This is a genomic window from Gluconobacter cerinus, assembly GCF_002723935.1.
GTDB classification, from domain to species: domain Bacteria; phylum Pseudomonadota; class Alphaproteobacteria; order Acetobacterales; family Acetobacteraceae; genus Gluconobacter; species Gluconobacter cerinus.
Genome location: NZ_BEWM01000001.1, coordinates 146,706 through 172,348 on the forward strand (window position 1 = coordinate 146,706; position 25,643 = coordinate 172,348).

General features: G+C 58.0%; 22 protein-coding genes. 12 read left to right on the top strand and 10 right to left on the bottom strand.

All coding sequences use genetic code 11. The features are described from left to right. Window positions 1-52: 52 nt before the first annotated feature. Complete coding sequence (locus tag GCE01_RS16645) at window positions 53-2,623, top strand: YfhO family protein (protein ID WP_145995768.1); 2,571 nt, start codon at window positions 53-55, stop codon at window positions 2,621-2,623. Between the two features lie 68 nt (window positions 2,624-2,691). On the opposite strand, the gene GCE01_RS00665 is transcribed toward GCE01_RS16645, so the two are convergent. Next, window positions 2,692-4,545 (bottom strand): ribonucleoside-diphosphate reductase subunit alpha, encoded by a 1,854-nt coding sequence (locus tag GCE01_RS00665; RefSeq protein ID WP_232309134.1) that lies wholly within the window; start codon window positions 4,543-4,545, stop codon window positions 2,692-2,694. Between the two features lie 439 nt (window positions 4,546-4,984). On the opposite strand from GCE01_RS00665, the gene GCE01_RS00670 reads away from it, so the two are divergent. Further along, the gene (locus tag GCE01_RS00670; RefSeq protein ID WP_099210260.1) at window positions 4,985-5,416 is read left to right on the top strand and encodes an OsmC family protein; all 432 of its coding nucleotides are present in this window, start codon (window positions 4,985-4,987) and stop codon (window positions 5,414-5,416) included. Between the two features lie 16 nt (window positions 5,417-5,432). On the opposite strand, the gene aroC is transcribed toward GCE01_RS00670, so the two are convergent. Both aroC and fabI read right to left on the bottom strand, forming a co-directional pair. After that, window positions 5,433-6,515 (bottom strand): chorismate synthase, encoded by a 1,083-nt coding sequence (gene aroC, locus GCE01_RS00675; RefSeq protein ID WP_099210262.1) that lies wholly within the window; start codon window positions 6,513-6,515, stop codon window positions 5,433-5,435. Between the two features lie 2 nt (window positions 6,516-6,517). Beyond that, complete coding sequence (fabI, locus tag GCE01_RS00680) at window positions 6,518-7,369, bottom strand: enoyl-ACP reductase FabI (RefSeq protein WP_015074825.1); 852 nt, start codon at window positions 7,367-7,369, stop codon at window positions 6,518-6,520. Window positions 7,370-7,660: 291 nt separating this feature from the next. Here fabI and pdxH point away from each other — a divergent pair, with 291 nt between their 5' ends. The 7 genes from pdxH (at window position 7,661) to GCE01_RS00715 (ending at window position 14,334) form a co-directional block, all read left to right on the top strand. Then, on the top strand, window positions 7,661-8,263 hold the full coding sequence (pdxH, locus tag GCE01_RS00685; protein WP_099210267.1) for a pyridoxamine 5'-phosphate oxidase: 603 nt from the start codon (window positions 7,661-7,663) through the stop codon (window positions 8,261-8,263). 42 nt (window positions 8,264-8,305) lie between these two features. Continuing rightward, window positions 8,306-9,190, top strand: coding sequence for a universal stress protein (locus GCE01_RS00690; protein WP_046899585.1), 885 nt, complete (start codon window positions 8,306-8,308; stop codon window positions 9,188-9,190). A gap of 75 nt (window positions 9,191-9,265) precedes the next feature. After that, the gene (locus tag GCE01_RS00695; protein ID WP_099210269.1) at window positions 9,266-9,976 is read left to right on the top strand and encodes a polysaccharide lyase family 7 protein; all 711 of its coding nucleotides are present in this window, start codon (window positions 9,266-9,268) and stop codon (window positions 9,974-9,976) included. A 71-nt stretch (window positions 9,977-10,047) separates the two neighbouring features. After that, the gene (locus GCE01_RS00700) at window positions 10,048-11,895 is read left to right on the top strand and encodes a glycosyltransferase N-terminal domain-containing protein (protein ID WP_244591035.1); all 1,848 of its coding nucleotides are present in this window, start codon (window positions 10,048-10,050) and stop codon (window positions 11,893-11,895) included. After that, window positions 11,892-12,875: a tetraacyldisaccharide 4'-kinase gene (gene lpxK, locus GCE01_RS00705; protein ID WP_099210273.1), complete on the top strand. Its 984-nt coding sequence runs from the start codon at window positions 11,892-11,894 to the stop codon at window positions 12,873-12,875. Before GCE01_RS00700 ends, lpxK begins: the two co-directional genes overlap by 4 nt. Then, window positions 12,872-13,786, top strand: coding sequence for a lysophospholipid acyltransferase family protein (locus tag GCE01_RS00710; RefSeq protein ID WP_099210275.1), 915 nt, complete (start codon window positions 12,872-12,874; stop codon window positions 13,784-13,786). Before lpxK ends, GCE01_RS00710 begins: the two co-directional genes overlap by 4 nt. Before the next feature lie 164 nt (window positions 13,787-13,950). Next, window positions 13,951-14,334, top strand: coding sequence for a hypothetical protein (locus GCE01_RS00715; protein ID WP_174694759.1), 384 nt, complete (start codon window positions 13,951-13,953; stop codon window positions 14,332-14,334). Between the two features lie 115 nt (window positions 14,335-14,449). On the opposite strand, the gene GCE01_RS00720 is transcribed toward GCE01_RS00715, so the two are convergent. Continuing rightward, window positions 14,450-15,730, bottom strand: a complete 1,281-nt coding sequence (locus GCE01_RS00720) for a penicillin-binding protein activator (RefSeq protein ID WP_099210277.1) — start codon at window positions 15,728-15,730, stop codon at window positions 14,450-14,452. 149 nt (window positions 15,731-15,879) lie between these two features. Between GCE01_RS00720 and rsmI the strand changes: the two genes are divergently transcribed. After that, window positions 15,880-16,713, top strand: coding sequence for a 16S rRNA (cytidine(1402)-2'-O)-methyltransferase (gene rsmI, locus GCE01_RS00725; protein WP_099211074.1), 834 nt, complete (start codon window positions 15,880-15,882; stop codon window positions 16,711-16,713). A gap of 3 nt (window positions 16,714-16,716) precedes the next feature. On the opposite strand, the gene GCE01_RS00730 is transcribed toward rsmI, so the two are convergent. From GCE01_RS00730 to GCE01_RS00740, 3 genes are all read right to left on the bottom strand, one after another. Beyond that, complete coding sequence (locus GCE01_RS00730) at window positions 16,717-17,349, bottom strand: LolA family protein (protein WP_064274045.1); 633 nt, start codon at window positions 17,347-17,349, stop codon at window positions 16,717-16,719. Between the two features lie 127 nt (window positions 17,350-17,476). Further along, a complete protein-coding gene (locus tag GCE01_RS00735) occupies window positions 17,477-18,853 on the bottom strand; it encodes a glutamate--cysteine ligase (protein WP_099210279.1) in 1,377 nt (458 codons plus the stop codon). Between the two features lie 75 nt (window positions 18,854-18,928). Further along, on the bottom strand, window positions 18,929-19,669 hold the full coding sequence (locus GCE01_RS00740) for a 16S rRNA (uracil(1498)-N(3))-methyltransferase (protein WP_099210281.1): 741 nt from the start codon (window positions 19,667-19,669) through the stop codon (window positions 18,929-18,931). Between the two features lie 36 nt (window positions 19,670-19,705). Between GCE01_RS00740 and ubiA the strand changes: the two genes are divergently transcribed. Beyond that, window positions 19,706-20,617 (top strand): 4-hydroxybenzoate octaprenyltransferase, encoded by a 912-nt coding sequence (gene ubiA, locus GCE01_RS00745; RefSeq protein ID WP_099210283.1) that lies wholly within the window; start codon window positions 19,706-19,708, stop codon window positions 20,615-20,617. 5 nt (window positions 20,618-20,622) lie between these two features. Further along, window positions 20,623-21,291 (top strand): class I SAM-dependent methyltransferase, encoded by a 669-nt coding sequence (locus GCE01_RS00750; protein ID WP_099210285.1) that lies wholly within the window; start codon window positions 20,623-20,625, stop codon window positions 21,289-21,291. Here GCE01_RS00750 and GCE01_RS00755 read toward each other — a convergent pair. The 3 genes from GCE01_RS00755 to der form a co-directional block, all read right to left on the bottom strand. Then, a complete protein-coding gene (locus tag GCE01_RS00755) occupies window positions 21,260-22,648 on the bottom strand; it encodes an MFS transporter (protein ID WP_046899597.1) in 1,389 nt (462 codons plus the stop codon). The two genes, GCE01_RS00750 and GCE01_RS00755, sit on opposite strands and share 32 nt — an antisense overlap. A 6-nt stretch (window positions 22,649-22,654) precedes the next feature. Next, entirely contained in the window at window positions 22,655-24,067 is a 1,413-nt protein-coding gene (locus GCE01_RS00760) for a sugar porter family MFS transporter (RefSeq protein ID WP_046899598.1), read from the bottom strand. Between the two features lie 184 nt (window positions 24,068-24,251). Further along, window positions 24,252-25,643, bottom strand: a complete 1,392-nt coding sequence (der, locus tag GCE01_RS00765) for a ribosome biogenesis GTPase Der (protein WP_046899857.1) — start codon at window positions 25,641-25,643, stop codon at window positions 24,252-24,254.

Below are 25,643 nucleotides of genomic sequence, written 5' to 3' on the forward strand. Positions count from 1 at the left end.
GACGAAAACACGGGGGTTATGCAATCAACACAACCCTCCACCTGGAGCTTCCATGCCCCCGAAAACGCGTCGCTTCTGGCCTCGCTCTCACCTTCTCGCGCTGATCTTCCTGCCAATCTGCATCTATCTGCCGGAATGGCTCGGCTTACGCTCCAGTGACCCAATGATGACGACGTCACTGATGGTGCAGAACTCCGCCAATGCCGCGAAGGGACTGATATCAGGACATCCAGGCTGGATCGACGGTTGCGCAGGCGTTTTCGTAGAAGCCCTCGGCCGACTTGTGGCGCACGACTGGGTGCATGGTGTCATTCCCTGGTGGAATCCCTACAGCGGTGTCGGCATGCCTTTGGCGGGCGAATACCAGCCTGCCGCATTTTTTCTACCATTCGTGCTGTTTCTGGGGCTGCCGAATGGTCTCCTGATGATGAAGTGCACTCTGCAAATCATAGCGGGCCTGTCCACATATGCATTTTTGAAACAGCTGCGCCTCGATCTGCGCGCCGCGCTGGTCGGTGGCCTGCTCTATGCTTTCAACGGCACCTATGCATGGGCGTCGGACGGCCCGTCTGAACCCCTCGCCTTTCTGCCTCTCGCTCTCTATGGCGTGGAACGTGCCCGAGCTGGGAATTGGGGCTGGCTTGCTCTAAGCCTGACCTATCTCCTGTTGGCAGGCTTTCCCGAAACTGCCTTTCTTTTAGGACTGATCGCGCTGGGACTTGCAGTTCTGCGCTTTTTCCAGACTGCTCCTGACAGCAGATCCCGCTTTGCCCTTCACATCTGCCTTGGGGGCCTCACTGCAGGTTTGATTGCCGCCCCACAACTCCTCGCTTTTTTGACATTCCTACCCCATGCTGACATCGGCGTTCACGGCGAGATCAATGATGAGACCCTGCCGCATCAGGCATGGTCGATGCTGCTATTCCCCTACATCAACGGCCCCATATTCTACGGCTCCGAATTGGATGCATGGTATGCCCTAGGAGGCTATTGCGGGCTTACTCTTCCGTTTCTGGCTTTATGCGCCATCGGGGGCAACAACGAGCGAGGGCTGCGCTTCCTGCTACTCGGCATTTTCCTTGCTGTCGTGGGAAAACAGGCCGGTGTTCCGGGGCTCACTCAACTCGTCGATCTGGTGCCAGGACTTGGGCACACCGTATTCTTTCGCCTTTGCGAACCCATGGTGGAAAGCTGTCTGATTCTTCTTGCAGCCTTCGCCCTCGATGACATGCTCCGTGGTGTGTGGCGCCGCAGAGCAATCATCCTGTCTGCTTGTGTGATGAGCGCCCCTATTGTCACGACCTATGGTCTGGATCATCAGTTCCTGACTAAACTTTGCTCGGTTTCCGAAGGACCAGTTTCCTCCCACATCTATGCAGTAGGATCGCTGGCTTTTGGCAGCCTCTGCTTGGCTGTTGTGGTTTTTCTTGCAGTGAGCAGGAAACATCCGAAAATTATTGGAACGGTTCTCTTTTGTGAGACCCTTTTATTGTTCGGAATTCCTCTTCTAAGCGCCTATCCGGAACAACCCCATCCAGACCAACGCCTTATTACGGCACTACAGGGTGAAACCGGCCTACAGCGCTTCGTGACCATTGGCCCGATTGAGCCGAATTATGGCGCTTATCTGCGGATCGCCTCTATCAATCACAACGCCATTCCCACGCCGAAAGCATGGATCGAGCGCCTGAAACAGGACTTCGGCTCAAAAGTCGACGCCGTAACCTTTAATGGCTCCTATCCTTTTGCTGAAAACGGGGATGCCTTTCTGGAAGCCTCTTTAGCCCGGCATCCTGATCTATTTGCCAAACTCGGCGTGTCAGCCCTGCTGGTTCCTCCGGGTCATGGCATACCAAGCATCGCGCCCTACCCCCTAGAAAACCGCCAGCCAAACGGCTTTCCTCTGACGCCAAACGCCCCAGAAGTCACAATCAATATTTCATCATGGGAAAAGCCGGTCAGCCGCCTGGCAACGCTGCAACTGGGCACTTACGCTGGCAACTCGAATGGAATTCTGATCCTGTCCGTTTGTTCCGACACGCAATGCGCAACGGGTCAAACACGACTGAAAGACGCGACAGACAACGGTCTGACGTCGATTGAACTGGATAGAATCATTCCAGCCGATGCCCACACCCTGACATTAAGCCTCAAAGAGGCCACCACAGACGTTATGATCTGGTCCACCGTGAAGGATCATGTGGCTTGGCCGCGCATCCGCTTTGAGACAGAGGCTGTGCGCAAAGCCATGACACCCGTCCTGCACACGGGAACCGGAGATCTTATCCGGCTGAAGAACGCTGCCCCCTATTTTGAGACTGAAGCAGCCTGCACCCTTACTCTGAAAGACCGGGAGACGCTTGCCGCAAACTGCCCGGCGCCGACTTATCTTATTCGTCGCGAGGTGATGCTGCCGGGATGGACGGCCGAGGTGAATGGCACTGCCATCGTCCCGGAAGTTTGGGACGGGTTATTTGAACGTATCCCGCTTCCTGCAGGACCAACCCGGATCCACTTTCATTTTGCACCTCCCGGCGCAACATTCGGATGGATCGCTACAGCACTGGGGCTTATCCTGCTCTGGCTGGGTTTCCGTCGCGTTAGAGCGTCTGACACGCCCTGAGAACATAAAAAAAGCCCGGCTCCCAAAACGAGGAGCCGGGCTTTTCAAACCGATAGTCCCAACCTGCCTTACTGACAGGCGAGGCACTCGTCGTAATCGCCACTGCTCATTTTGCCACGCGGGGCAGCCTGCACGGTAGCTTCGTACTTCTCGTCGTCCAGAATGTCACTCTTCACGGCCAGCGTGGAGACCGCATCGGCACGCTGCACCGACAGGGAACGGCAATAATACAGAGACTTCAGGCCTTTCTTCCAGGCCTGGAAGTGGATCTGATGCAGGTCGCGCTTATGCACATCCGCCGGCAGGAAAAGGTTGACCGACTGTGCCTGACAGATGAACGGCGCACGGTCTGCGGCATGCTCGACAACCCAGCGCTGATCCAGTTCGAAAGCCGTCTTGAAGACGTCTTTCTCATCCTGCGTCAGGAAGTCCAGATGCTGAACGGAGCCTTTACTCAGGGTGATGTCAGACCATACCTTGTCCGTGTTCTGGCCGCGCTCTTCAAGGATCGTGGTCAGATGGCGGTTACGGACCGAGAACGAGCCGGACAGGGTCTTCTGAAGGAAGACGTTGGCACTGATCGGCTCGATGCCGGGGCTGGCATTACCCGTGATGATGGAAATGGACGCCGTCGGAGCAATCGCCAGCTTGTGCGAGAAACGCTCCATGAAGCCGTATTCCTCGGCATCCGGGCATGGGCCACGCAGTTCCGCCAGCTTCTTTGACGCCGCATCGGCCTGAGCGCGGATATGCTGGAAGATCTTTTTGTTCCAGACCTTCGCCATCACGCTCTCGAACGGGATCATCCGGGCCTGAAGGAAGGAATGGTACCCCATCACGCCAAGACCGACAGAGCGTTCCCGGGCAGCAGCGTACTTGGCACGCGCCATGTCGTCCGGGGCACGGTCAATGAAATCCTGCAGAACGTTATCGAGGAACAGCATGACGTCCTCGATGAACTGCGGATCGTCTTTCCACTCGTCCCAGGTTTCCAGGTTCAGGGAAGACAGGCAGCAGACAGCCGTCCTGTTCTTGCCGTGATGGTCGATCCCGGTCGGTAGCGTGATCTCGGCACAGAGATTGGAAGTCTTGACCTCAAGCCCGGCGAGTTTGTGATGCTCGGGGCGGGCGCGGTTCACATGATCCGAGTAGATGACGTACGGCTCGCCCTGCTCCATACGGGCCGTCAGGATGCGTATCCAAAGCCCACGAGCAGACACCTTGCGGATGATGCTGTGATCCTTCGGGGACAGCAGCGGCCATTCCTCGTCCGCCTCAACAGCGCGCATGAAGGCGTCTGTGATCAGAACGCCATGATGCAGGTTCAGGGCCTTACGGTTTGGGTCACCACCCGTCGGGCGGCGCATTTCCGTGAATTCTTCGATTTCAGGATGCCAGACCGGCAAATACACAGCCGCAGACCCACGACGCAGGGACCCCTGCGAGATAGCCAGTGTCAGGCTGTCCATCACGCGGATGAACGGAATGACGCCGGACGTCTTGCCGTTACGACCGATGTTCTCGCCGATTGAGCGCAAATTGCCCCAATAAGACCCGATGCCGCCGCCCTTGGATGCCAGCCAGACGTTTTCATTCCAGAGGCCGACGATACCTTCCAGGCTATCTTCGGCTTCGTTCAGGAAGCAGGAAATCGGCAGACCGCGGGACGTTCCACCGTTAGACAGAATCGGTGTAGCTGGCATGAACCAGTGGCGCGAAATGTAATCATAAATACGCTGGGCATGGCCCTGATCCGCCCCGTAATAGGACGCAACACGCGCAAACAGATCCTGATAATGCTCGCCTGGCAAAAGGTAGCGATTGTTCAGAGTCGCCTTGCCAAAATCCGTCAGAAGCGAATCACGTGAACGATCCACACGGACGGCATGATGGCCCGGAAGCTGCACGACATCATCGAACATGTCGGGCGTTTCTTCCCCCTCCCCAACGGCACGCTCGCCAACAGGATGGTCAACAGGCGGAAGCACGTCATGCGGGCGGTCGGCCGTATGTGGCGTGTCCATCGTCACGTCATGAAGTGTCATTGCGCTCTGCTCCGGCAGTCTGATTTTTTCGGTTTGATGACCCTCCAATTCCACACCCGCGCCCGTCACTGCAAGCGAACTCTTCTCTTGCAAATTGGAAAGAGCTGTGAATTTGGAGTCATCCATATCTAGGGGCATAAACGATCCACACCCCTATATATTGGGGCAATCGCAGAAAACCGCCACAGGTTCCCATTCATCCCCAAGGGGGCTTTTCCTGAGTGGCCTCACAACCACACCACACGGTTTTTTCACGGCAACGTTTCCTGTCTGGTCACGTTGGAGACAGCATCCCCCAACACGCGGAGAACGTCTCATGACCATCAACAAGAAAGCTTCGGCCCACTGGAGCGGCACCATCAAGGAAGGCAAGGGCACCATCTCGACGCAGAGCGGCGCCCTTCAGGACCAGCCTTATGGTTTCAACACGCGATTCGAAGACAAGCCCGGCACCAACCCGGAAGAACTGCTCGGCGCGGCCCACGCCAGCTGCTTCACAATGGCGCTATCTCTGATCCTTGGTGATGCTGGTTTTACAGCCGAATCCCTCGATACGGAGTCGACAATTTCCCTGGATAAGGTTGGTGATGGCTTTGCCGTTACGAAAGCCCATCTGACGCTTCGTGGCGTGGTTCCGAACGCCACCGAGGCCGACTTCTTGGATGCTGCCAACAAGGCCAAGATTGGCTGTCCGATGTCCAAGGTTCTCAATACAGAGATCACCTTGGACGCCAAGCTTGCCAGCTAAGGCCTGAAGGCTGGGATCAGTTGTCCCAGCCGCACTGCGCATGATTGCGAAGCAGATGGTCCGCCAGAACGCAGGCCATCATAGCTTCCGCCACAGGCACGGCACGGATACCGATGCAGGGATCGTGTCGTCCCTTGGTGCGAACCTCCACCGAATCCCCTGCACTATTGATGCTCGGCACGGGCGTCAGGATTGAACTGGTTGGCTTGATGGCAAAGCGAGCCACGATCGGTTGCCCCGTGGAGATGCCTCCTAGGATGCCGCCCGCATGGTTCGATGCGAACTGCGGCCCCGGTGCGATCGGATCAGCGTTCTGCTCACCACGAAGGGCAGCGACGGCAAAACCATCGCCGATCTCAACGCCCTTCACACCATTAATACCCATCAGAGCACCAGCGAGATCTGCGTCCAGCTTGCCATAGACTGGCGCACCAAGACCGGGCGGCAAACCTTCTGCAACAACTTCAACAGTAGCACCAATGGATGACCCATCCTTGCGAATGGAGTCGAGCAGCTCTTCCCATGGACCAACGCTTGCTGCATCCGGACACCAGAGCGGGTTGCGCTCCACTTCATCCCAGTCCCAGCGGGCCGGATCAATGGTATGACCACCAATGCCTGTCAGAGCTGCGCGAATCTTCACGCCTTCTCCGACCAACGTTTTCAGCAGCACGCGCGCAACAGCACCGGCCGCGACCCGCATGGCTGTTTCACGCGCAGACGAGCGGCCGCCGCCCCGATAATCACGGATGCCATATTTCAGATCGTAGGCGATGTCCGCATGACCCGGACGATAGCTCTGGGCAATCTCACCATAATCTTTCGACCGCTGATCGGTGTTCTCGATCATGAGCGAAATAGGCGTGCCGGTCGTCTGGCCTTCAAACACCCCCGATAGGATCCGGACCTGATCCGGTTCCCGACGCTGGGTCGTGAAGCGGGACTGCCCCGGCCGACGGCGATCAAGCCAAGGCTGGATGTCCGCTTCGGACAGCTTCAGGCGGGGTGGACAGCCATCTACGACGCAGCCAATGGCTGGCCCATGACTTTCACCCCATGTGGTGACGCGAAAGAGTTGCCCGAAGCTGTTGTCTGACATTGTCAGTCCCCGGAGCTGACAGCAGCAATGTCCGGAGCTGCCGGGTTCTTCATGCCAACCGTGTGGTAGCCGCAATCCACATGGTGGATTTCGCCCGTCACGCCGCTGGAGAGGTCGGAGAGCAGGTACATGCCCGAACCGCCAACGTCCTTCAGGGTCACGTTACGCTCCATCGGAGCGTTGAGCTGGTTCCAGCGCAGGATGTAGCGGAAGTCACTGATGCCATTAGCAGCCAGCGTCATGATCGGGCCTGCGGAGATACCGTTCACGCGGATATCGTCACGGCCGAGATCAGCGGCCATGTAACGCACGGAGGCTTCTAGAGCCGCCTTGGCAACCCCCATGACGTTGTAGTGCGGCATAACCCGCTCTGCACCGAGATAGGTCATGCTCAGGAACGAACCACCGGCATTCATCATGGCAGACGCGCGACGGGCGACGGACACGAAGGAGTAGCAGGAAATGTCCATGGCCTGCAGAAAGGCATCACGCGGCGTGTCGATGTAACGGCCGCGCAGGTACTGCTTGTCAGCAAAAGCAATGGCGTGAAGCACGAAGTCGATCTTGCCCCACACCTTTTCGATTTCATCGAACGTCGCATCGATTGCTGCATCATCGCTGACATCACACGGCAGAACCAGATCAGAGCCAACGCTTTCCGCGAGGGGACGCACGCGCTTGCCAAGGGCTTCACCCTGATAGGTGAAAGCGAGTTCCGCGCCCTGTGCAGCACAGGCGCTCGCAATAGCCCAAGCGATGGAATGCTTGTTGGCGACACCCATGATAACACCGCGCTTGCCCTTCATGAGGGTGCCGGTCACGGGAGCCGGGATGTTGTCTTCTGTTTCAGACATTGAAGGTTTCCTGAATCGCGTTGGCGTGTTAGCGCCGTGGTCGCACAAGAGATGCCAGCAAACAAGAGTAACACGACACTCAATGCCTCTTGGACGGCAGTTTCCAGCCGTAGTGTGGATTTCAGGCCCATGAGGCAGGTCAAGGCAAGCGCTCCTGCTTCCTCTATATAATGCCTCTGACGCCATAATTCGGAACCGGAACCTGACAGGGTCTGTTCCGGGACCCGGACGGAGCCGCTATGGTTCTTACATCGCCCTTTCGGGCTGTCCCCGCTGCTTCAGGAGACTTCCATGCCCTCTCTGCCCCTCATCGATCTAACTTCTGATCCATTTGCCCTGTTCGCAGCCTGGATGTCAGACGCGGAAGCGTCTGAGCCCAATGATCCGAACGCCATGGCCGTTGCAACATCCACGCCAGATGGCCGCCCTTCCGTTCGCATGCTTTTGCTCAAGGGTGCGGACGAGCGCGGGTTTGTCTTCTATACCAACGTGGAGAGCCGCAAGGGTGGCGATCTGCTGGCCAATCCGCATGTCGCCTTGCTGTTCCACTGGAAGTCCTTGCGTCGGCAGATCCGGATCGAAGGACCTGTTACGCAGGTCAGTGACGAGGAAGCAGATGCTTATTTCGCCAGCCGGTCGCCCATGTCCCGGCTGGGGGCCATTGCATCTGACCAGTCACGCCCTCTGGATGAACGCAGCACCTTTGAAGAGCGCCTGCAGGCCGCAGAAGAAAAATATGGCAATGGCCCTATTCCGCGTCCGAACAACTGGACAGGTTTCCGCGTTGCTCCAGACGCCATAGAGTTCTGGCAGGACCGGCCTTTCCGCCTCCATGACCGAGCATTATGGACTCGTGATGGATCTGAATGGAACGTCACGCGTCTTTATCCGTAAAGATAGAGAACACCCTTTTCCCAAGGTGGGGAGCCTTACGTTATGCTTATCGAAATCAAGAACATCCTTCTCCCCCTCACCGGGGCCGACGATCTGGATTCAGTCATGTCGGTGGCCCTGGATTTTGCCCGTCGTTTTGATGCACACCTGTCTGCTGTCGTTGTCGGATCAGATCCGACCGAAGTTGCCACACTCGCTGGCGAAGGCATTTCTGCCGGAATGGTGACGGAAATGATTGATGCGGCGGCCACGGAAGCCCACCGCCGCGCCATCAGGATCCGACACAGCTTCGACAGCTTCGTGCATAATAACGGACTTCGCCGCGTCGAAGCCTCCAAGATCGGCATGTCCATTGGCGGCGGTGTCAGTGCCAGCCTCGAAGTGCTGGACGGCACGGAACATGATGCCCTGACATGGCGCTCACGCCTAGCAGACATGACGCTCGTGCCCAATCTCATTTCAGCCACTGACCCGCGCGCATCAGAAACACTGCATGCCATTCTTTTTGACAGCGGGCGTCCTCTGGTCATTGCTCCGCCAATTGCTCCGAAAACAGTAGGCAGCCGCATTGCCATTGCCTGGAACGGAACACCCGAGTCTTCGCTTGCACTCCGCTGCATCCTGCCATGGGCGCATACCGCGGAAGGCGTTCAGGTTTTGACATGCCAAGAATATCAGCGCCGCGGCCCTACGGGCGATGATGTTGTCCGTTACCTGCGTCTGCATGGCATTTCCGCTACGACACGCGCCTGCGACCCCATCAATAAGGATGTCGGTGCTGGCCTGTTGAAGGGGGCTGAAGATTTTGGCGCCGATATGCTGAGCATGGGGGCCTACTCCCACTCCCGTCTTCGCCAGATGATTCTGGGGGGCGTGACCCGTCATATCCTTGAGAACATGAAACTCACAGTTCTCATGAGCCGCTAATCATGCGTCCTTTTCGGGAGTTCTGCGTTGAAACAGTCATCTGACGTCACAACCAGAACCCCGGAAGGACACATTATGATCTCCCGACTTGTTGGCCCAGCTTTTTGCCTGAGTGCTCTGATCGCTATGCCGGTGCATGCCATGGATGTCCCGCAAGCGCCGGACATTTCGGCTTTTACACTTCAGGAGCCTGCCAAGCGTCTGGGCCTGCATCTTGTTCCGTCCGCGACACTCGGCTCTGGCTACAACACAGCTTTTTACTCCCGCGATCAGCAGACGGGTGCCCTGACACTCACGACTGACGGCCTCCAGCCAGTCATTCGTAGGAAGGTCGCTCCGGAGACGCTTTTGCGAGAAAATACCGCATGGTATTTTCAGCAAACGAATTCTGACATGACGGCGGCCCTACACATTGACCACCTTCCACGAAATGGAAAAGTGGTCATTGGCCGCCTGGCAAGCACACAGCATCCAGTGGCGGAACTAAGCGTTCAAGGTGACCGGGTCTTTGCACTCGTGGATAATGGCACATCCACGCAGAGCGTTGTGGTCGGCACGGTTTATCCGCATCAGACCATTCGCTACGGAATTCATACGTCTCCGAATGGTTTGATGCGCATCATCGTCAACGGAACAGAAAATCACTTCTCATTGCCCTCTGCCGCGATAGCACAGGGTGTATGGTTCGAAGCTGTGGCTGGCGAACAGGGTTGGCACGCACCAACTCACTCCGATATGGCCCGGATAACCTTCACCGGCCTTCAGGTTCATCACGAAGCAGCCTGACAGTCTGTCACAAAGTTTTGCGAGCGCCATCTGACCATGCTACCCGACTGCTCATGATATCGCCCGCTCGCATGATCCATGTCTGGTTAGGTGCCTGTCTGCGCTCCACCCACTGGAATGTCGGAGGCACCAAACAGGCAAGAGCGCTTCTGACGCAAGCTGATCAGGGAACAGTTCTTGCCCTCTGGCACCGTTCCCTGACACTGGCTCCAGCGCTTTGGTTCTGGGCCCGGGCGATCGAACCACGGGTTAAGCTCCGGGTTCTGATTTCCCGCAACGCGGATGGACGCCTTATCGCGGATGCTATTCGTCCGTGGGGAATCATTGGTATTCATGGCTCCACCTCTCGCAAAGGGAAGGACAAAGGCGGCGCGGCGGCACTCAGAGTCGCTCTCCGGGAACTGAAGCAGGGTGCTTTTGTCGCCATTACTCCAGATGGACCGCGCGGCCCGGCAGAGGAGGTTCAGCCGGGCATTCTCGTGCTATCGCGGATTTCCAGACGCCCCATTATTCCGCTGGGTATGGCCTGCAACAGCATTCGCCTGCCCTCGTGGGACGGCCTTACATTTCCACTCCCCTTTGGGCGCGGGTCTGTCGTGGTCGGTGAACCGCTTCTTGAGCCGGATACCGAGACGCTCCGTGTTGCACTCAATGCCGTTGCGAAGCAGGCGGAAGCTAACGTCCGCAATCAAAATCTTTCCGTCATGGATCGGTTGTGGGGGGGCGTAGGTAGCCTTCTGGCTCCTGCTCTGACGATCATGCTGCGGGTACGTCTGAAGCGAGGACGGGAGCTGCCAGACCGCCTTCGTGAAAGAATGGGTCTAGGGGGCGGTCATCGCCCAAAAGGCACACTTCTCTGGATACATGCTGCCAGCGTGGGGGAAACCCTGTGTGCGCGACCATTGCTTGATGATCTTCTGGAGAAGCGCCCGGATCTGCATGTCCTGTTTACAACCGCCACGGTGACGGGCGCAGAAATTGTCAGCCGCCATCCAGAATTCGGGCGCCGTGTCTCTCATCGTTTTATTCCTCACGATGTGCCGCGCTGGTTTGGCCGATTTCTCAAGCGTTGGCAGCCGGACGGTGCTGTCTTTGTAGAAAGTGAACTCTGGCCCGGTATCATTGCAGCCTGCTACCGCAAGGCTATTCCCGTCGTGCTGGTCAACGGTCGCCTATCGGATCGCTCGGCTCGCCGGTGGAAAAAAGCCGCTAGCCTGACTGGACGCATGTTTTCCCGTCTTTCCTGGGTTGCAGCTCGAGGCCCGGAAGACGCGGCACACTTCCGCTCCCTAGGCACAAAAGCCGTTTATGAAGATGGAGACCTCAAACAGGATGCCCCTCCTCTGTCATGCGACTTCGCTGAATTGGAGCGACTTCAGGCCGTGATTGGAAATCGTCCGGTTTTCGTCGCAGCTTCGACACATCCCGGTGAAGAGGAACTGGTGCTGGCAGCAGCAACGCTTGCCAGAAAAAAACAACCTGACCTTCTGACGATCCTCATCCCCCGGCATCCAAAACGCGGCGAGGAACTAGCTTCGCGCTTCGATCTGCCCCGGCGATCCGTTGGGCAGGAGCCGAACAACAAGGCTCATGGCTGGATTGCCGACACATTAGGGGAACTGGGCCTGTTCTACAGACTCGCGACTTGCTGCTTCCTGGGCAACTCTCTCGCGGGGAAAGGCGGTGGCCACAATCCTTTCGAACCACTTCGCCTGGGCGTTCCGACTGCAACCGGCCCTCTTATGGAAAACTGGCGGGAAGCGGTTAACCTGCTGCACGATTATCTTCACATCGTTAAGGATATCGATAGTCTGAGCCAGTGGATCACTGAACCTCATGTCACGCCTTCACCCGCAGTGCTTCAGCGCTCCGTGGTGTCCAGACTAAGCCCCCGCATTCTGGAGACACTTGAACGATGAGACTACGGGCTCCGCGATTCTGGTCCGTCCCGAGGGTAGGCCCTGCGGCATTCATGCTGCGCCCTTTGGCAGGAATCGCAACCCGTCTGACCCGTCGCCGTATGACCCGCGAAGGCTATCGAGCCATAGTCCCGGTACTATGCTGCGGCAACGTGACTGCTGGGGGCACGGGAAAAACCCCCCTGACACTGGATCTGGTCCAAAGACTGAAAGATCGTGGACATTCTCCGCATATTCTCAGTCGCGGTCATGGGGGCAGAGAGAAAGGGCCGCTGGAGATCAATCCGGGGCGTTCGAGCGCCCGCGATGTTGGCGATGAGCCTCTTCTTCTGGCAAAAGCCGCGCCAACATGGGTCGGAGCAGACCGGGCCCAGACCGCGAGACTGGCGGTTGGCCAAGGCGCTGATTGTCTTGTGATGGATGATGGTTTCCAGAACCCAGGACTTCACAAGGACCTCTCGGTGCTGGTCGTGGATGGTGTCGTGGGGTTTGGCAATGGGCAGGTCATGCCTGCGGGTCCTCTGCGTGAACCGGTGCTGGATGCTCTGAAGCGCGCGCAGTGCGTGGTCATCATTGGGGAAGACCGTCACGGGCTGCTGCTCACCCTTCCCCCATTTCTCTTCAAAGCTCAGGCCAGACTGGTTCCCGGCCCTGAAATCCGCGGTCTGCAAGGCCGGAGAGTTGTCGCTTTCGCGGGGATCGGCCGCCCCGATAAATTTTTCACCATGCTGCAGGACGCAGGTGTCTCCCCTGTTCGCTGCCTTCCCTTTCCGGATCATCATGCCTACTCGGCCAATGACATCCAGCGCCTTGAAACGCTGCGTCGGGAATCCGGAACCACGCTCGTGACCACAGCCAAGGATGCGGTCAAACTTCCTCCCGCTTTCCGGGCGCAGGTCACCGTCATCAACGTTGAGCTTCTTTGGGCCGACCCAAAAGCGCCGGACCATATTCTGGATCTTCTGTTCCCTCACTCATGACTTCAATTCCACATCGGGCGGAAGCCCTGCTTGTGCGCGTCCTGCTGGGCTGGCTGCGCATTCTCCCCCCTGCGGCCGCGTCCACACTGGGTGGCTCCGTCGCGCGCCATATCGGGCCTCTTATTCCCGTCTCCAAAGTGGCCGACCGAAACCTGCAACTGGCCATGCCACAACTGACCCGGGAAGAACGGGGCAGTATCGTCAAAGACTGCTGGGAAAACCTGGGGCGCACCGTGGCGGAGTTTCCGCATGTGGGCCGATTAAAACAGAACACGCCGACGGGATCAGGATGGCGTGTTGACGGATCGGAATATCTGGAAGCCGCACGCGCAACGGGGCGCCCGGTCATTTTCTTTTCCGGCCATATTGGCAACTGGGAACTCATGCCCCCGGTCGTGGCACGATTCGGGATGCCCTTTGCTTCCTTCTATCGGGCAGCCAGCAATCCGATTGTAGATTCCATCATCCATGCCCTCCGCCGCCGAGCTATGCGCATGGATGTTCCAATGTTCCCCAAAGGAGCCCGTGGAGCTCGCTCTGCGCTGAAGCACCTGTCTCACGGCGGCCATTTAGGCGTGCTTGGCGATCAGAAAATGAATGATGGCATCGAGGCCAGTCTTTTCGGTCGTCCCGCCATGACGGCCTCTGCAACCGCCGTGTTTGCCCTGCGGCATAAAGCCTTGATTGTAACCGGACATGTGCGCCGTGAAGGGCCTGCCAGACTGGTACTCGTTGTGGATCCCCCCATTGACCCACAACCTACCGAGAATCGTCAGGCAGATGTCCTGAAGCTGACACAGCAACTCAATGACCGGCTTCAGGAGTGGATAGAGCAGGAACCCGGCTCATGGCTCTGGCTTCACCGGAGATGGGCCAAGGCACTGTATCGGAATATGACAACAACATGTTGAGCCATGCAATTTTTGCATGGCAGATTTGTCACAGTGGGGAAAGTTTATGTCGCGGAAAGGGGTTTTGGCGTCATTTTAGATTGTGAAAGGGGCCGTTTGGATTTTAGCCTGACCTTATCGCAATCCACGGGCTCCCCCGCCCCGCTCTGATGAGGACTTTCCTGATGGCGCAGGCAACTCCCCTATACGATCTTTCACCCGTTTCGATGGGCGGTAATGTCGTGACGTTGAGGCAGGGTGTTCTCCCTCGTCACCGCGAATATCTGTCGCGGTGGCTGGAAGCCGGAATGCGGATGGGTCTCTTCGATGCAGAAATCACACCGACGGATTCCGGGGTCACGAATTTCGATGGAACGACACCAATTGAGCATGTGCTGGTCTGGGTCCGTGAGAACCCGGATCCAGCCTACATGCTCCGCCCGCAAGGGATGCGCTGGGTCCTGATCGATCATCTGCGCAATCATGAACTGGGCAGCTACGCCAGCTTTGAACTGGCTCTTCACACCATTCGCCCGGTTCTGCCGCTGGCCGAGACCTACGCAGCCTGATCTGCGCGGTCAGGCTCACCCCTGACACGCCAGTTGGCTTTCAAGAAAAGCCATAAAAAAACACGCGCCAATCGCCATGGACGCGTGTTTCTGTTTCTGAACCAGCAGTATTTTCTCAGCTTGGACGGACCGCAATGTCCCGTGATGCTGGAACAACGATGCGGGCACCACCGCCACGCTGAATCTGGAAAATAGCCAGCGCGCGCGTGACATGACCGTCAGCGCGCAGGCGGAACAGGCCATCCACACCCATATAGCCGTCCGGACGGGTCAATGCCTGAACGGTCGGTCCTCCCTGCTTCATCAGGTTACCGGCAAGAGCTGCGGCATCATAGGCGAAATCCGTCACAGGTGATGGCGCCTGATGATAAACCGCTTTGTATTGGGCAACGTACCCATTGCGATCCTTGGCATCGGGCGCAGCATACCAGGCACCATGCAGGGCACCGAGCTTGCCGTCGAACGCCTTCCAGAGTGCTGGTCCCATGATCTGCACCTGATCTGACGTCACTTGGTCAGCGTGTAGCGCAGTGATGATGCGCCCTAGCTCCACACCGGTATCTGCCAGCAAAAGAGCGTCAAACGGAGGGGGCGGCACCGCTGGCGCAGCAACTGGAGTTGCTGGCGGCTGCGCAGGCGTTGTCGAGTCGGCAGGCGAATCGGCTGTGGGATCAACAGCCGATGGACCGGTCGGCGTCGAAACCACAGGTGTCGGCGGCTGGCGATTGGCAATATCTGAAAGGGATTTCAGGCCATCGTCGATGGTTTGGACATCCATGGAATGAAAAACGATCTGCGGATCTTTCAGGCCGTCATCCCGGCAGGCTCGCTGTAGTCCTTCCGCCATCGCATGCCCCAGCGCGCTATCAGGCAAAAAGGCTGCAAAACTCTTACGGCCCGTTGCGCGTGCAGCATCCACCATCCGGCGAACCTGCTGCTCCGGTGTCAGGCCCATCACCCAGACGCCAGGACGAGCCTGCGTGGAATCGCTTGTAAACGCCAGCACAGGCTTGCCTGCTTCAACAGCCAGCGGTGCGAGAGCCGCAGTTTCTGTAGCCGTTAGCGGCCCAAGGAGCATGGCATCGCCACGCGTCAGGGCGTCATGGGCAGCCTGAGCTGCGCCACCGGCAGCGTTGCTGTCATGAACGTCCAGCACAGGCGAGCCTTGTGAAGACAGAGCCAGCTTGGCTGCATCACGCATTCGCGCACCGATGGCACCATAGCGTCCCGTCAGGGGGAGGATGAGGCCAACGTCATGCGCGCCAGGAGCCTGGCCAGAGCCGGGAATTCCACCCACGCCAGATGTCAAAGAGGAGTTTCCGCCGGAGCAGGCGGCCAGCGTCAGGAAGGTTCCTGCGGCCAGCCCAGTGCTTACACCCTTGCGCAGACGGCTCATCGGTCCAGAATAGACCCTTGAGTTCGTCACCGAGGATGCAGATGTCCGAAAAGTCATGTTCCGCTGAAACTCCCTTGAGCGATACGGCTGAAACGTTAACGGCCGCCCCGCCTTCGGAGCATGGCCCGAGAGTGGGGGGACAACTGATATTGGTTGCGACGCCGATCGGCAACCTGGCCGATATCAGCGAGCGCGCGATTGAAGCCTTGAACAGTGTTGAAGCTATTTTATGCGAAGATACACGCGTTACGGCAAAATTATTGATGTCGCGCAACATCTCCACTCCCACACGAACGCTTCACGATCATAACGAACAGGATCGCGCACCGTTCTTTGTGGAAAAAATGGTGGCTGGTGCCAGCTTTGCCGTGGTGTCAGACGCAGGCACTCCACTCGTCTCGGACCCAGGCTATCGGCTCGTCAGGGCAGCGATCGCGGCTGGCGTTCATGTTACGGCCATCCCGGGCCCCAACGCTGTCATCACGGCTCTGACTCTTTCAGGCCTTCCCCCTCTTCCCTTCATGTTTCTCGGCTTTCCAGCCCCACGAAGCGAAGCCCGCAAGACAGGCTTCGCGACGCTTCGGGCCGCAGAACAGGCTGGCGTTCGTTCCACACTGATCTGGTATGAGGGGCCGCACCGCCTCGTCGAGACACTGGAAGATCTGATCACCGTCTTCGGCCCCGACCGCGAGGCAGCGGTTGGCAGAGAACTGACAAAACGCTTCGAAGAGATGGTGCGGGGAACGTTGGCGGAAGTGCTCGCCCATTTCCAGGAAACTGCACCACGGGGTGAGATTACACTCCTGATCGGCCCCTCAGCAGAGGACGACAGCGGGGCAGACGATCTGGATACGCATCTTCGCGAAGCGCTGACCAGTCATTCGGTGAAGGATGCGGCCACTCTCGTGGCGGGAATTATCAAACTGCCCAAGCGCACGGTTTATGCCCGCGCACTGGAGCTTTCCCGCGAAACAAAGGACTGAACGTCAGTCCTCAGACTTCGGGAGCGTGAACAGAGATTGGGATACGCTCCCTCCCGTCCTGATATCCGACAGGGCGATGCGCGTTGTTCGGCCCTGAGCATCCACGACTTCCCACCCCAGAAGAGCAAGTGGTGCTTCGGAGAACATAAGGGTCAGATTCCCCTCACCCGGGCTCTCCGTTTTTTCCACCTGAAGGTTGATCTGACCGTTCTTACGCTCGAATCCTGTCACCGTGACATCGCCCGAGAGCTTCAGATCAGGCCGTAGCAGCAAACCGAGGGGAGTACGGTCCAACGGCATAACTGTTACCTGTCCGACGCTCCGATCCTGAAAAACGACCTTGCCATCATTGGCGACAAGAAGAAGGGGGCTGGGACTGTCATAGTCGAAGCGCATCCGCCCCGGACGATCAAGCGTCGCTGTCCCGGCAACAGCTTTCCCATCTGGCGCGATTTGTTGAAACCGCGCCTGAAGCGTTGTGATCTGCGCCAGCGTATCCTGAACGCGCGCAACCCAGCCCTGATCCACAGGACGGAGTTGTGCGGGAACGGCCTGAGCCATGGCAGGCAGCGGAAGAGCTGCTACGGATATGAAAGCGCTGGCCACAGCCGCGCGGAAGAAAAGACGGTTCATCATGCCTCTGGAACTGCCGATCAGGTCACGGGTTGCAAAAAGCTTCGCACCTGCATTCCATAACGTGTTCCTGCACAAACCGGAAACTGATCGCAGCAGGGCTTAACGCCCTACTCCAATACGTCTGACTTCAGATCGATGCTTCACGGAACAGCGGCTTCACATTTCCGCCCCATGCGCCTTCATACAGGGCAAGCCAGTACTCAGCCTGGTTGGGGCCACCATCTGCAATCAGATGCAGCGGGTCCAGGAACTGTGCTTCGTTGCGAACACGGGCGCGAAGTCCCTGCTCCGCGAGAGCCACAACGCGCTTTGCCAGCGCTTTCAGCCCCCCGGGGAAGTCAGCCTGCATGCCCTTGGCAGGAACATCCGCACGGAGTTGCTGATAAACCTCCCAAGGCTGTTCCAACACCAGCTTTTCAGCGGCTTCCAATGTTGCAGCATCGTAGAACAGGCCAACCCAGAGCGCAGACTGGGCAACCATCATCTCCGGACGACCGGCGTCCGCGCCACGCATCTCAAGGAACTGCTTGAGGCGCACGTCAGGGAAAACAGTCGTGAGGTGATCCTCAAAATCACCAATCGTCGGCGTCAGACCGTCCAGAGCAGGCTGAGCACTGCCTTCCAGCCAGCGCCGGAAGGAGCAGCCGCTGGCATCAATGTTTTTCCCGTCCCGAGCGACGAAATACATCGGCACATCCAGCGCCCAGTCCACGTATTTCTCGAAGCTGAAATCTTCTGCGAAGAACAGCGATGGCTGGCCTGAACGCTGATTATCGGTATCGGTCCAGATACGGGCGCGGTTGGAAAGGAAGCCGTTTGCTTTGCCTTCCACAAAAGGCGAATTCGCAAACAGAGCCGTAGCCAATGGCTGAAGCGCCAGCGATACACGCATCTTGCGGGCCATATCAGCTTCATCACCGAAGTCCAGATTGACCTGCACGGTGCAGGTCCGCGTCATCATATCCAGGCCCAGCGTGCCAACCTTGGGCATATAACTGCGCATGATGGCGTACCGACTCTTGGGCATCCACGGCATTTCGTCGCGCGCCCAGAGCGGCTGAAAACCAAATGGCAGAAAGCCAAGTCCGAGCTCAGCAGCAGGACCGCGAATTAGATCGAAATGCTCCTGCATCTCGCTCTGCGTTTCCTGCAAAGAGACAACTGGCGCACCAGAAAGCTCGAACTGTCCAGCGGGCTCCAGAGAAATGGACCGCCCTTTCTGGCTGTTCTGCCCTGCCAGACCGATCAGCGCCTCACCGTCGTGGATCGGAGCCCAGTCCGGCCCCTCCAGTTTCCGCAGCAGCGCACCAATACCTTTGGGTTCATAAGGCGGTGCTGACAACGGTGTACGCCCATCGTCCTGCCCCGGCAGTACAAAGCCGAACTTCTCGTGTTCGGTTCCGATCTTCCATTCGGACCGCGGCTTGGAGCCCCGTTCCAGAACCTCGACGAGCTGCGCCCGATTCTCGATCGTTGCGCTATTAGACGTGCCGGGATTGGACATGGCGGTTTTGCCTCGATTTGCGATCGTTGTTCGATATTGATTGAACTTGTAGCACCTCAGACTGTCCTGTCACCCTCAGGCGCCACGACGCAGTGCAAGTCGCGCCAGTCCGGCGCAGACAGCCGTCTCGGCGCGCAGCACCAACGGCCCCAGTGTCAGTGTATGAACAGCAGGGTGCTTCTGAAGCAGCGCCACCTCCGCATCGGAAAAGCCACCTTCAGGCCCAATCAGAAGAGCAAATGCGACCAAAGGACCATCCGCCCCGGGACGTCGCTCAAGAGCCGCAAACAGCGGCTTATCCTCCGGCCATTCCGCAAGAACGGATTTCAAGGGCTCCAGCGGCTGGATTTCGGGAATATCCAGCCGCTCGCATTGTTCAGCAGCTTCACTGGCAATCAGGGCAAGGCGGTCGAGGTTCAGGCGGTGCGTGTTGGTTCGTTCGGTTACGACGGGCCGAAAACACGTCACCCCGAGTTCAGTCCCCATCCGGATAACGAGTTCTGTCGCATCACGTTTGAGGGGCGCAAACAGCAGCTCTACTCCCTCTGTGACCTGAGGTGCGCGCTCTCGCGTTCCCAGCCGCACTGTCCCTCTGTCTTTTCGCAAGGTCTGGATGATGGCATTCCACTCTCCATCTCGCGCATTGAAGACACGTACCGGATCTCCAGTGCTCTGCCGCATGACATTGCCAAGATAGTGGGCCTGACTGGCGGGAAGAGGAAGTTCCAGCCCTTCCGTGAAGGGAACATCCGGCACTTCAAGATAAAGACGGGGATCAGATCGGCTCATCCTTTTCCGATAGCGCGCAACAGCCATTGACGGAAGCGCATCTGCCCCTCATCACGTGCTTTGATGAGTGAAACCCGCCCCCATACCGATATCAGCCTGACAGGCTGGACCGGCCGCCTGCCTGAACCTTGGCGGTCCTACGCACTTTTGGCCCGACTGGATCGCCCAGTTGGGACATGGCTGCTGTTTCTCCCAGGGGTTTGGGGATTGTTCCTTGCACCGGATGCGCCACTCGGACTCCGCATTGTCTACACAGCTCTGTTCGCGTTCGGCTCACTCGTTATGCGCTCTGCTGGATGTGTAGTGAATGACATCTGGGACCGCGATATTGATGCCAAGGTTGCTCGAACCGCGGGCCGTCCGCTTGCCAGTGGTGCGCTCTCCCTGAAGCAGGGCCTTAAGCTGCTGGCCTTTTTACTTCTGTGTGGTCTGGGCGTTCTGGTGTGTCTGCCGCGCACATGCTGGCTTCTGGCGCCCTTTGCTTTACTGCTTGTAGCGCTTTACCCCGCGGCAAAGCGTGTGACGTGGTGGCCACAACTCGTCATGGGCTTCACGTTCGGTTTCGGTGCGCCCATGGGCTATGCCGCAGCAGGGGGCGGCCTGGATGGAAATGGCGCGCTGCTGTATGGCGCCGTTATCCTTTGGCAACTCGGCTTCGATACCATCTATGGCTTCCAGGACATGGAAGATGACGCCCGCATCGGTGTTCGCTCCACGTCTCGCCTGATGGAAAAGCGCGCTCAGCCCTTTATTGCCACCTGCTACAGCCTGATGCTTCTGGCGCTGGGACTCGTCGCCATTCATGCCCATCTGCATCTGGGGTTCTGGCTGTTCTTCCTGATCGCAGGGAGCCTCCTTCTCCAGCAGGCTCGCACGCTGAACCCATACGATGCGCCAAACTGCCTGCGACAATTCAAGCAGAACGTTCCAATCGGTTTCCTTCTGGCTCTGGCCTTTATCTGCGGAAGACTTTGAACATCATGTCAGTCAGACTGCAGGACCCCGCGGCATTTATCCGCGAGAATACGGCGGTCGAGACCGCCAGCCTTGTTCCCGAAATTCCCCTGCATCTGGCAACAGACATCACCCCCATCTGGCAGGCCAGCGAAGCCTTCCTCGAAGCGCACGGTATCGAGCCCCCGTTCTGGGCATTTGCATGGCCGGGCAGTCAGCTTATTGCGCGATATATTCTGGATAATCCGCAGCGCGTCGAAGGCAAAAGAGTTCTGGATGTGGCGTGTGGATGCGGATTAGCCGCCATTGCCGCCGTAAAAGCGGGCGCGTCCACTGCTGCGGCCAATGATATCGACCCCATGGCTCTGGAAGCAACAGCCCTGAACGCTACGCTCAATGCCGTGACAGTAGCGCTTTGTCCGGGCGATCTTGTCGGATCGAAACCGGACTGTGATCTGCTGGTGATCGGAGATGTCTGTTACAATGAGGCTATGGCTGCACGCATCATGCCATGGCTGCTGGAATGTGCCCGGCACTGCGAAGTCTGGCTCTGTGATCCGGGGCGCCATTATGCCCCAAAGCTGGATCTGGACATCCTGATTCAACAGAACGTCCAGACCACTCAGGAGCTGGAAAGTACCGATCAGCGAACGACGACGCTCTTCAGTCTGCGAGGTATTTCCGTCCAAGACTGAGGGCAGATCCCGTTAGCGCGGCGATCATCGCGCCTCCAAGGCAGATGAAGGCTGGATGCGGGAAGATCGTGAAAAGAGCTGCAACGAGCAGCGCACCCGTCGTCTGGCCACCCAGTCGAGCGACGGACAGCATGCCGCTCGCCCCACCTTCCCGCCCAGCCGGCGCAGAGACCATGATGGCCCGATTGTTGGGGGGCTGGAAAAGCCCGAACCCACATCCCGCCAAAAGGGTTCGCCACGCGATCGCAGCGTTGCTCGCGTCCAAGGGCAACAACCAGAGCAACATAAATCCGAATGCTGTCAGGAGCAGTCCGAGCGAGGAGAGAACTGAAGCGGGAAAGCGGTCAGCAATCTTTCCAACAACAAACGACATCACCGCGACCCCAACTGCCCAAGGCGCAATCAGCAAACCAATCGTGGAATCTCCACGATGAAAAGCCGATGCCAAGGTGAACGGCATGGCGACAATGTAGAGGTTGGAGGCCACAAAACCGAGAAATCCGACCAGGCACGCCAACAGAAAAGGCCGCCGCGCCAGCAGATCCACCGGGACAATCGGCTCACGCCGTCCCTTTTGGTACCGCAGAAGCAACCACCAGCAGATGATGCCCGCTCCCGTGAGCAACGATCCTGGTAGAAAATCGCCGTGCATCAGTCCGTCCAGCCCGATGCCGAGCAAAGCGAAGGACGCTACAGTCAAAAGGGAACCCGGAATGTCTGCCTGAGTCTCGCTGCGCGGTGTCTGCGGCAACGCGAAATGGGCCATGACGAGAGCGGCAAGCGCGAGTGGGAGATTGATCCAGAAAATCCAGGGCCACGTCGCGACCGAAAGGACGATCGACCCAATTGTCGGGCCGAGAGCGACGCCAATCCCAACAAACAGACCGTTCAGAGCAATGCCCTTACCAAGCTCCGCATGAGGATAAATGAAGCGTACAAGCGCGATATTCACGCTCATGATGCAGGCGCCACCCACACCTTGAAGGGCGCGCGCCAATGTCAGTTCCAGCAGGTTCTGGGACAGGGCACAGCCAACGGACGTAATAAGGAATAGAAAAATCCCAATCTGGCTCATGCGGGCAAAGCCTACTCGGGAGCCAAAAGACGCGAGTGGAAGCAGACAGGACAGATTGGCGAGCTGATAAGCGTTCACCACCCAGATCGCCCGAGACGACGGGGCGTTGAGATCGTGGGCGATGGAGGGAAGCGCCACGTTTGCTATGGCGTAATCCAGAACGGAGAGAAGCAGCCCAAGAAGAACGGCTGACATTGCTTTGGCACGCTGGGCTCCGTAGAGCCCAGCGTGCCGTTGAGGGTCGACGCCGAGATCACTCTCGTCCGCCGCCTTGGCTTTCATCACGATTTAACGTCCCAGATTTCTAAGTTTCTTGCCCGAAAACAGATTGGCCTCAAGTGTCTCCAGGGAAACACCTTTCGTTTCCGGAACCATCATGAGGGTGACGAGAACAAAAAGTCCATTGAACGCTGCAAACATAATGAATGTTGATGCTGCCCCCATAGCCACCATGATCATGGGGAAAGTCTTGGAAATGGCCCAGTTTGCAGCCCAGTTCGTAACCGTTGAGCAGCCAATTCCAAAATCACGTCCGCGCGTTGGCTGAACTTCGGAACACAGCGTCCAGACCAGCGGCCCCTCTCCGATTGCGAATCCGGCGACAAACAACAGAACAAATCCACACAGTGCAATCTGTGCCTCAAAGCTCGACGCGCCCACGGCCAGCAACGCACCTACGCCCAGAAGCGCAAAGCCCGCGATCGCGCAGCTTAGAATAAGCAAAGGACGGCGCCCCCACTTGTCCACGCAGGCAATGGCAACACCCGTCAGAATCATATTCGTCAGACCAACGAGGGTCGTGGCCCAGATGGACGCGTTGACCCCGAAATGAGCGGCCTGAAAAACCCGCGGCGCATAATACAGGAGCGCGTTGATACCCGTGAGCTGCTGCATGACCTGCAGAAGCATTCCGAGATAGACGGAGCGCCGAAAGTTGGGATTGCTCCGGAAAAGGCCAAAGCCAGCGTCGCTGCTTTTGTGAAGACGCGCCTGAATATCTGCAAGCTCGGCTTCTGCCACTTCTTCGTCGGACCGAAGGCTATTGAGCACGCGACGCGCATGATCCTTGCGTCCCTGCATCATCAGCCAGCGCGGGCTGTGTGGCAGGATCAGGACAATGCCCAGAAACAGGGTGGCAGGAACAGCCATGATCCCCAGCATCCAGCGCCAATGCTGACCTGTTGCCAGCAGGCTGTCAGACACGAAGGCCAGGAAAATCCCGAGCGTGACCATGAGCTGATAGAAGGAAATCATGGACCCGCGCGCAGATTCCACTGTGATTTCAGAGATATAGAGAGGAGCGGCAAACGCCGCCAAACCGACAGCGAGCCCCAGGAAAACGCGCCCGACAATCAGCACCAGAGCAGAAGGCGCCAGCGCGCACAGTAACGTTCCTACAAGGAACAGAACCGCAGCCACGAGCATCGCTCCCGTCCGGCCATAGCGGCTGGAGATCCGACCGGCGGCGAGAGAGCCGAATGCTGCCCCCGCCATCATCGAAGATACGATCCACCCCTGCAGGGCGTCACTCGCGTGAAAATCTGTAGCGATAAAGGGCAAGGCGCCAGCGACAACGCCGGTATCGAGACCGAACATCAGACCAGCGAGAGCTGCCATGATGCCCAATGCCGTGGCGCGCGCCGTGCTGCGTTGAGGCTCTCCTGAGGAGCCTTCACTGCGAACCGCAGCAATCCCGACCATAATCTGTAATCCTCATCTCTAACTCAGGCCTGATGTAGGGCTTGGCGGCTCTTCTAGGGCCGAACACCATGCACCGCCATAGGCTGACGAAGGATTAGGTATACGAAAATGGGGAGTTTTGCAGTCCTGTGAGAAGATTTTGTTCCGCTATGCGTTCATTGCATAACGGAACAAAAAACAACTCTTACTTATCCGCGTAAGGATTTGTCGTCCCGCGAAGCTGAATACGAATGGGCACACCAGGCATATGAAATGTCTCGCGCAGCCCGTTCACCAGATAGCGCTTGTACGCATCAGGCAGCATTTCTGCTCGGGTACCAAAGAGAATGAATGTCGGCGGACGAGCCTTCACCTGCGTCATATAACGCAGCTTGAGGCGGCGCCCATCAACCAGAGGCGGCTGATGACGGTCCAGCATTGCTTCAAACCAACGGTTCAGCTCACCCGTCGTGACACGTGAATTCCAGACTTCGTACGCTTTCCGGACAGCCGGAAGAAGACGGTTAACGCCAGCCCCCGTCAATGCCGAAAACGTAACGACCGGGATGCCACGAACCTGAGCAAGGGACGTCTCGATCCGGTCTGAAATGGCCTGACGTGTAGCAACGCGGTCTTCAACAGCGTCCCACTTATTGAGAGCCAGCACGCAGGCGCGGCCTTCCTTCTCAATCAGACGGGCAATTTGAAGATCCTGCTCGTGCACACCCAGTGTGGCATCGATCGTCAGCACGACGACTTCTGCCATTTTCAGTGCTTCGATAGAGGCAGAAACAGACATGCGCTCAAGGTGCTGCTCAACGCGGGCGCGCTTACGCATCCCTGCCGTATCAACAAGCTTGATCGGACCGTGTTCGTCATGCAGATCGACGGAGATCGAATCGCGGGTCAGACCGGCTTCGGGGCCGGTGATCATCCGCTCTTCACCGAGAAGGCAATTCAGAAGCGTGGATTTGCCTGCATTCGGGCGTCCAACAATCGCCAGATGAAGTGGGCCAGCCGGACGTTCTTCAGGCTCTTCGCCTTCTTCCGGCTCCTCGTCACGACGACGACGGCGCTCCTGCTTTGGAGCACCGGGAAGACGATCGACGATCTCTCCCATGAGGTCACTGATGCCCTCGCCATGCTCGGCGGACAGTGCTAGTGGCGTGCCCAGACCCAGCGAGTAGGCTTCAAGTGCGGAATTGGTTCCAGCCTGCCCTTCTGCCTTATTGGCAATCAGCAGAACCGGACGGTTCTGACGACGCAGCCAGTTGGCAAAATGAGCGTCAGTTGGCGTGATACCGGCGCGTGCGTCGATGCAGAACAGCACCAGATCTGCCATGGAGACGGCAGATTCGGATGATGCACGCATACGACCGAACAGCGTGTCCGGCGCAGCTTCTTCGAGGCCCGCCGTATCAATCACACGGATGCGGCGACCACGCATGTGGGCTTCGCCCTCCTTACGGTCACGCGTCACACCGGGCTGATCGGAGACGAGCGCCTGACGACGCCCGACAAGCCGGTTGAAAAGAGTGGATTTCCCGACATTCGGGCGCCCGGCAATAACAACTACGGGCAGATTCTCAGAGGTCAT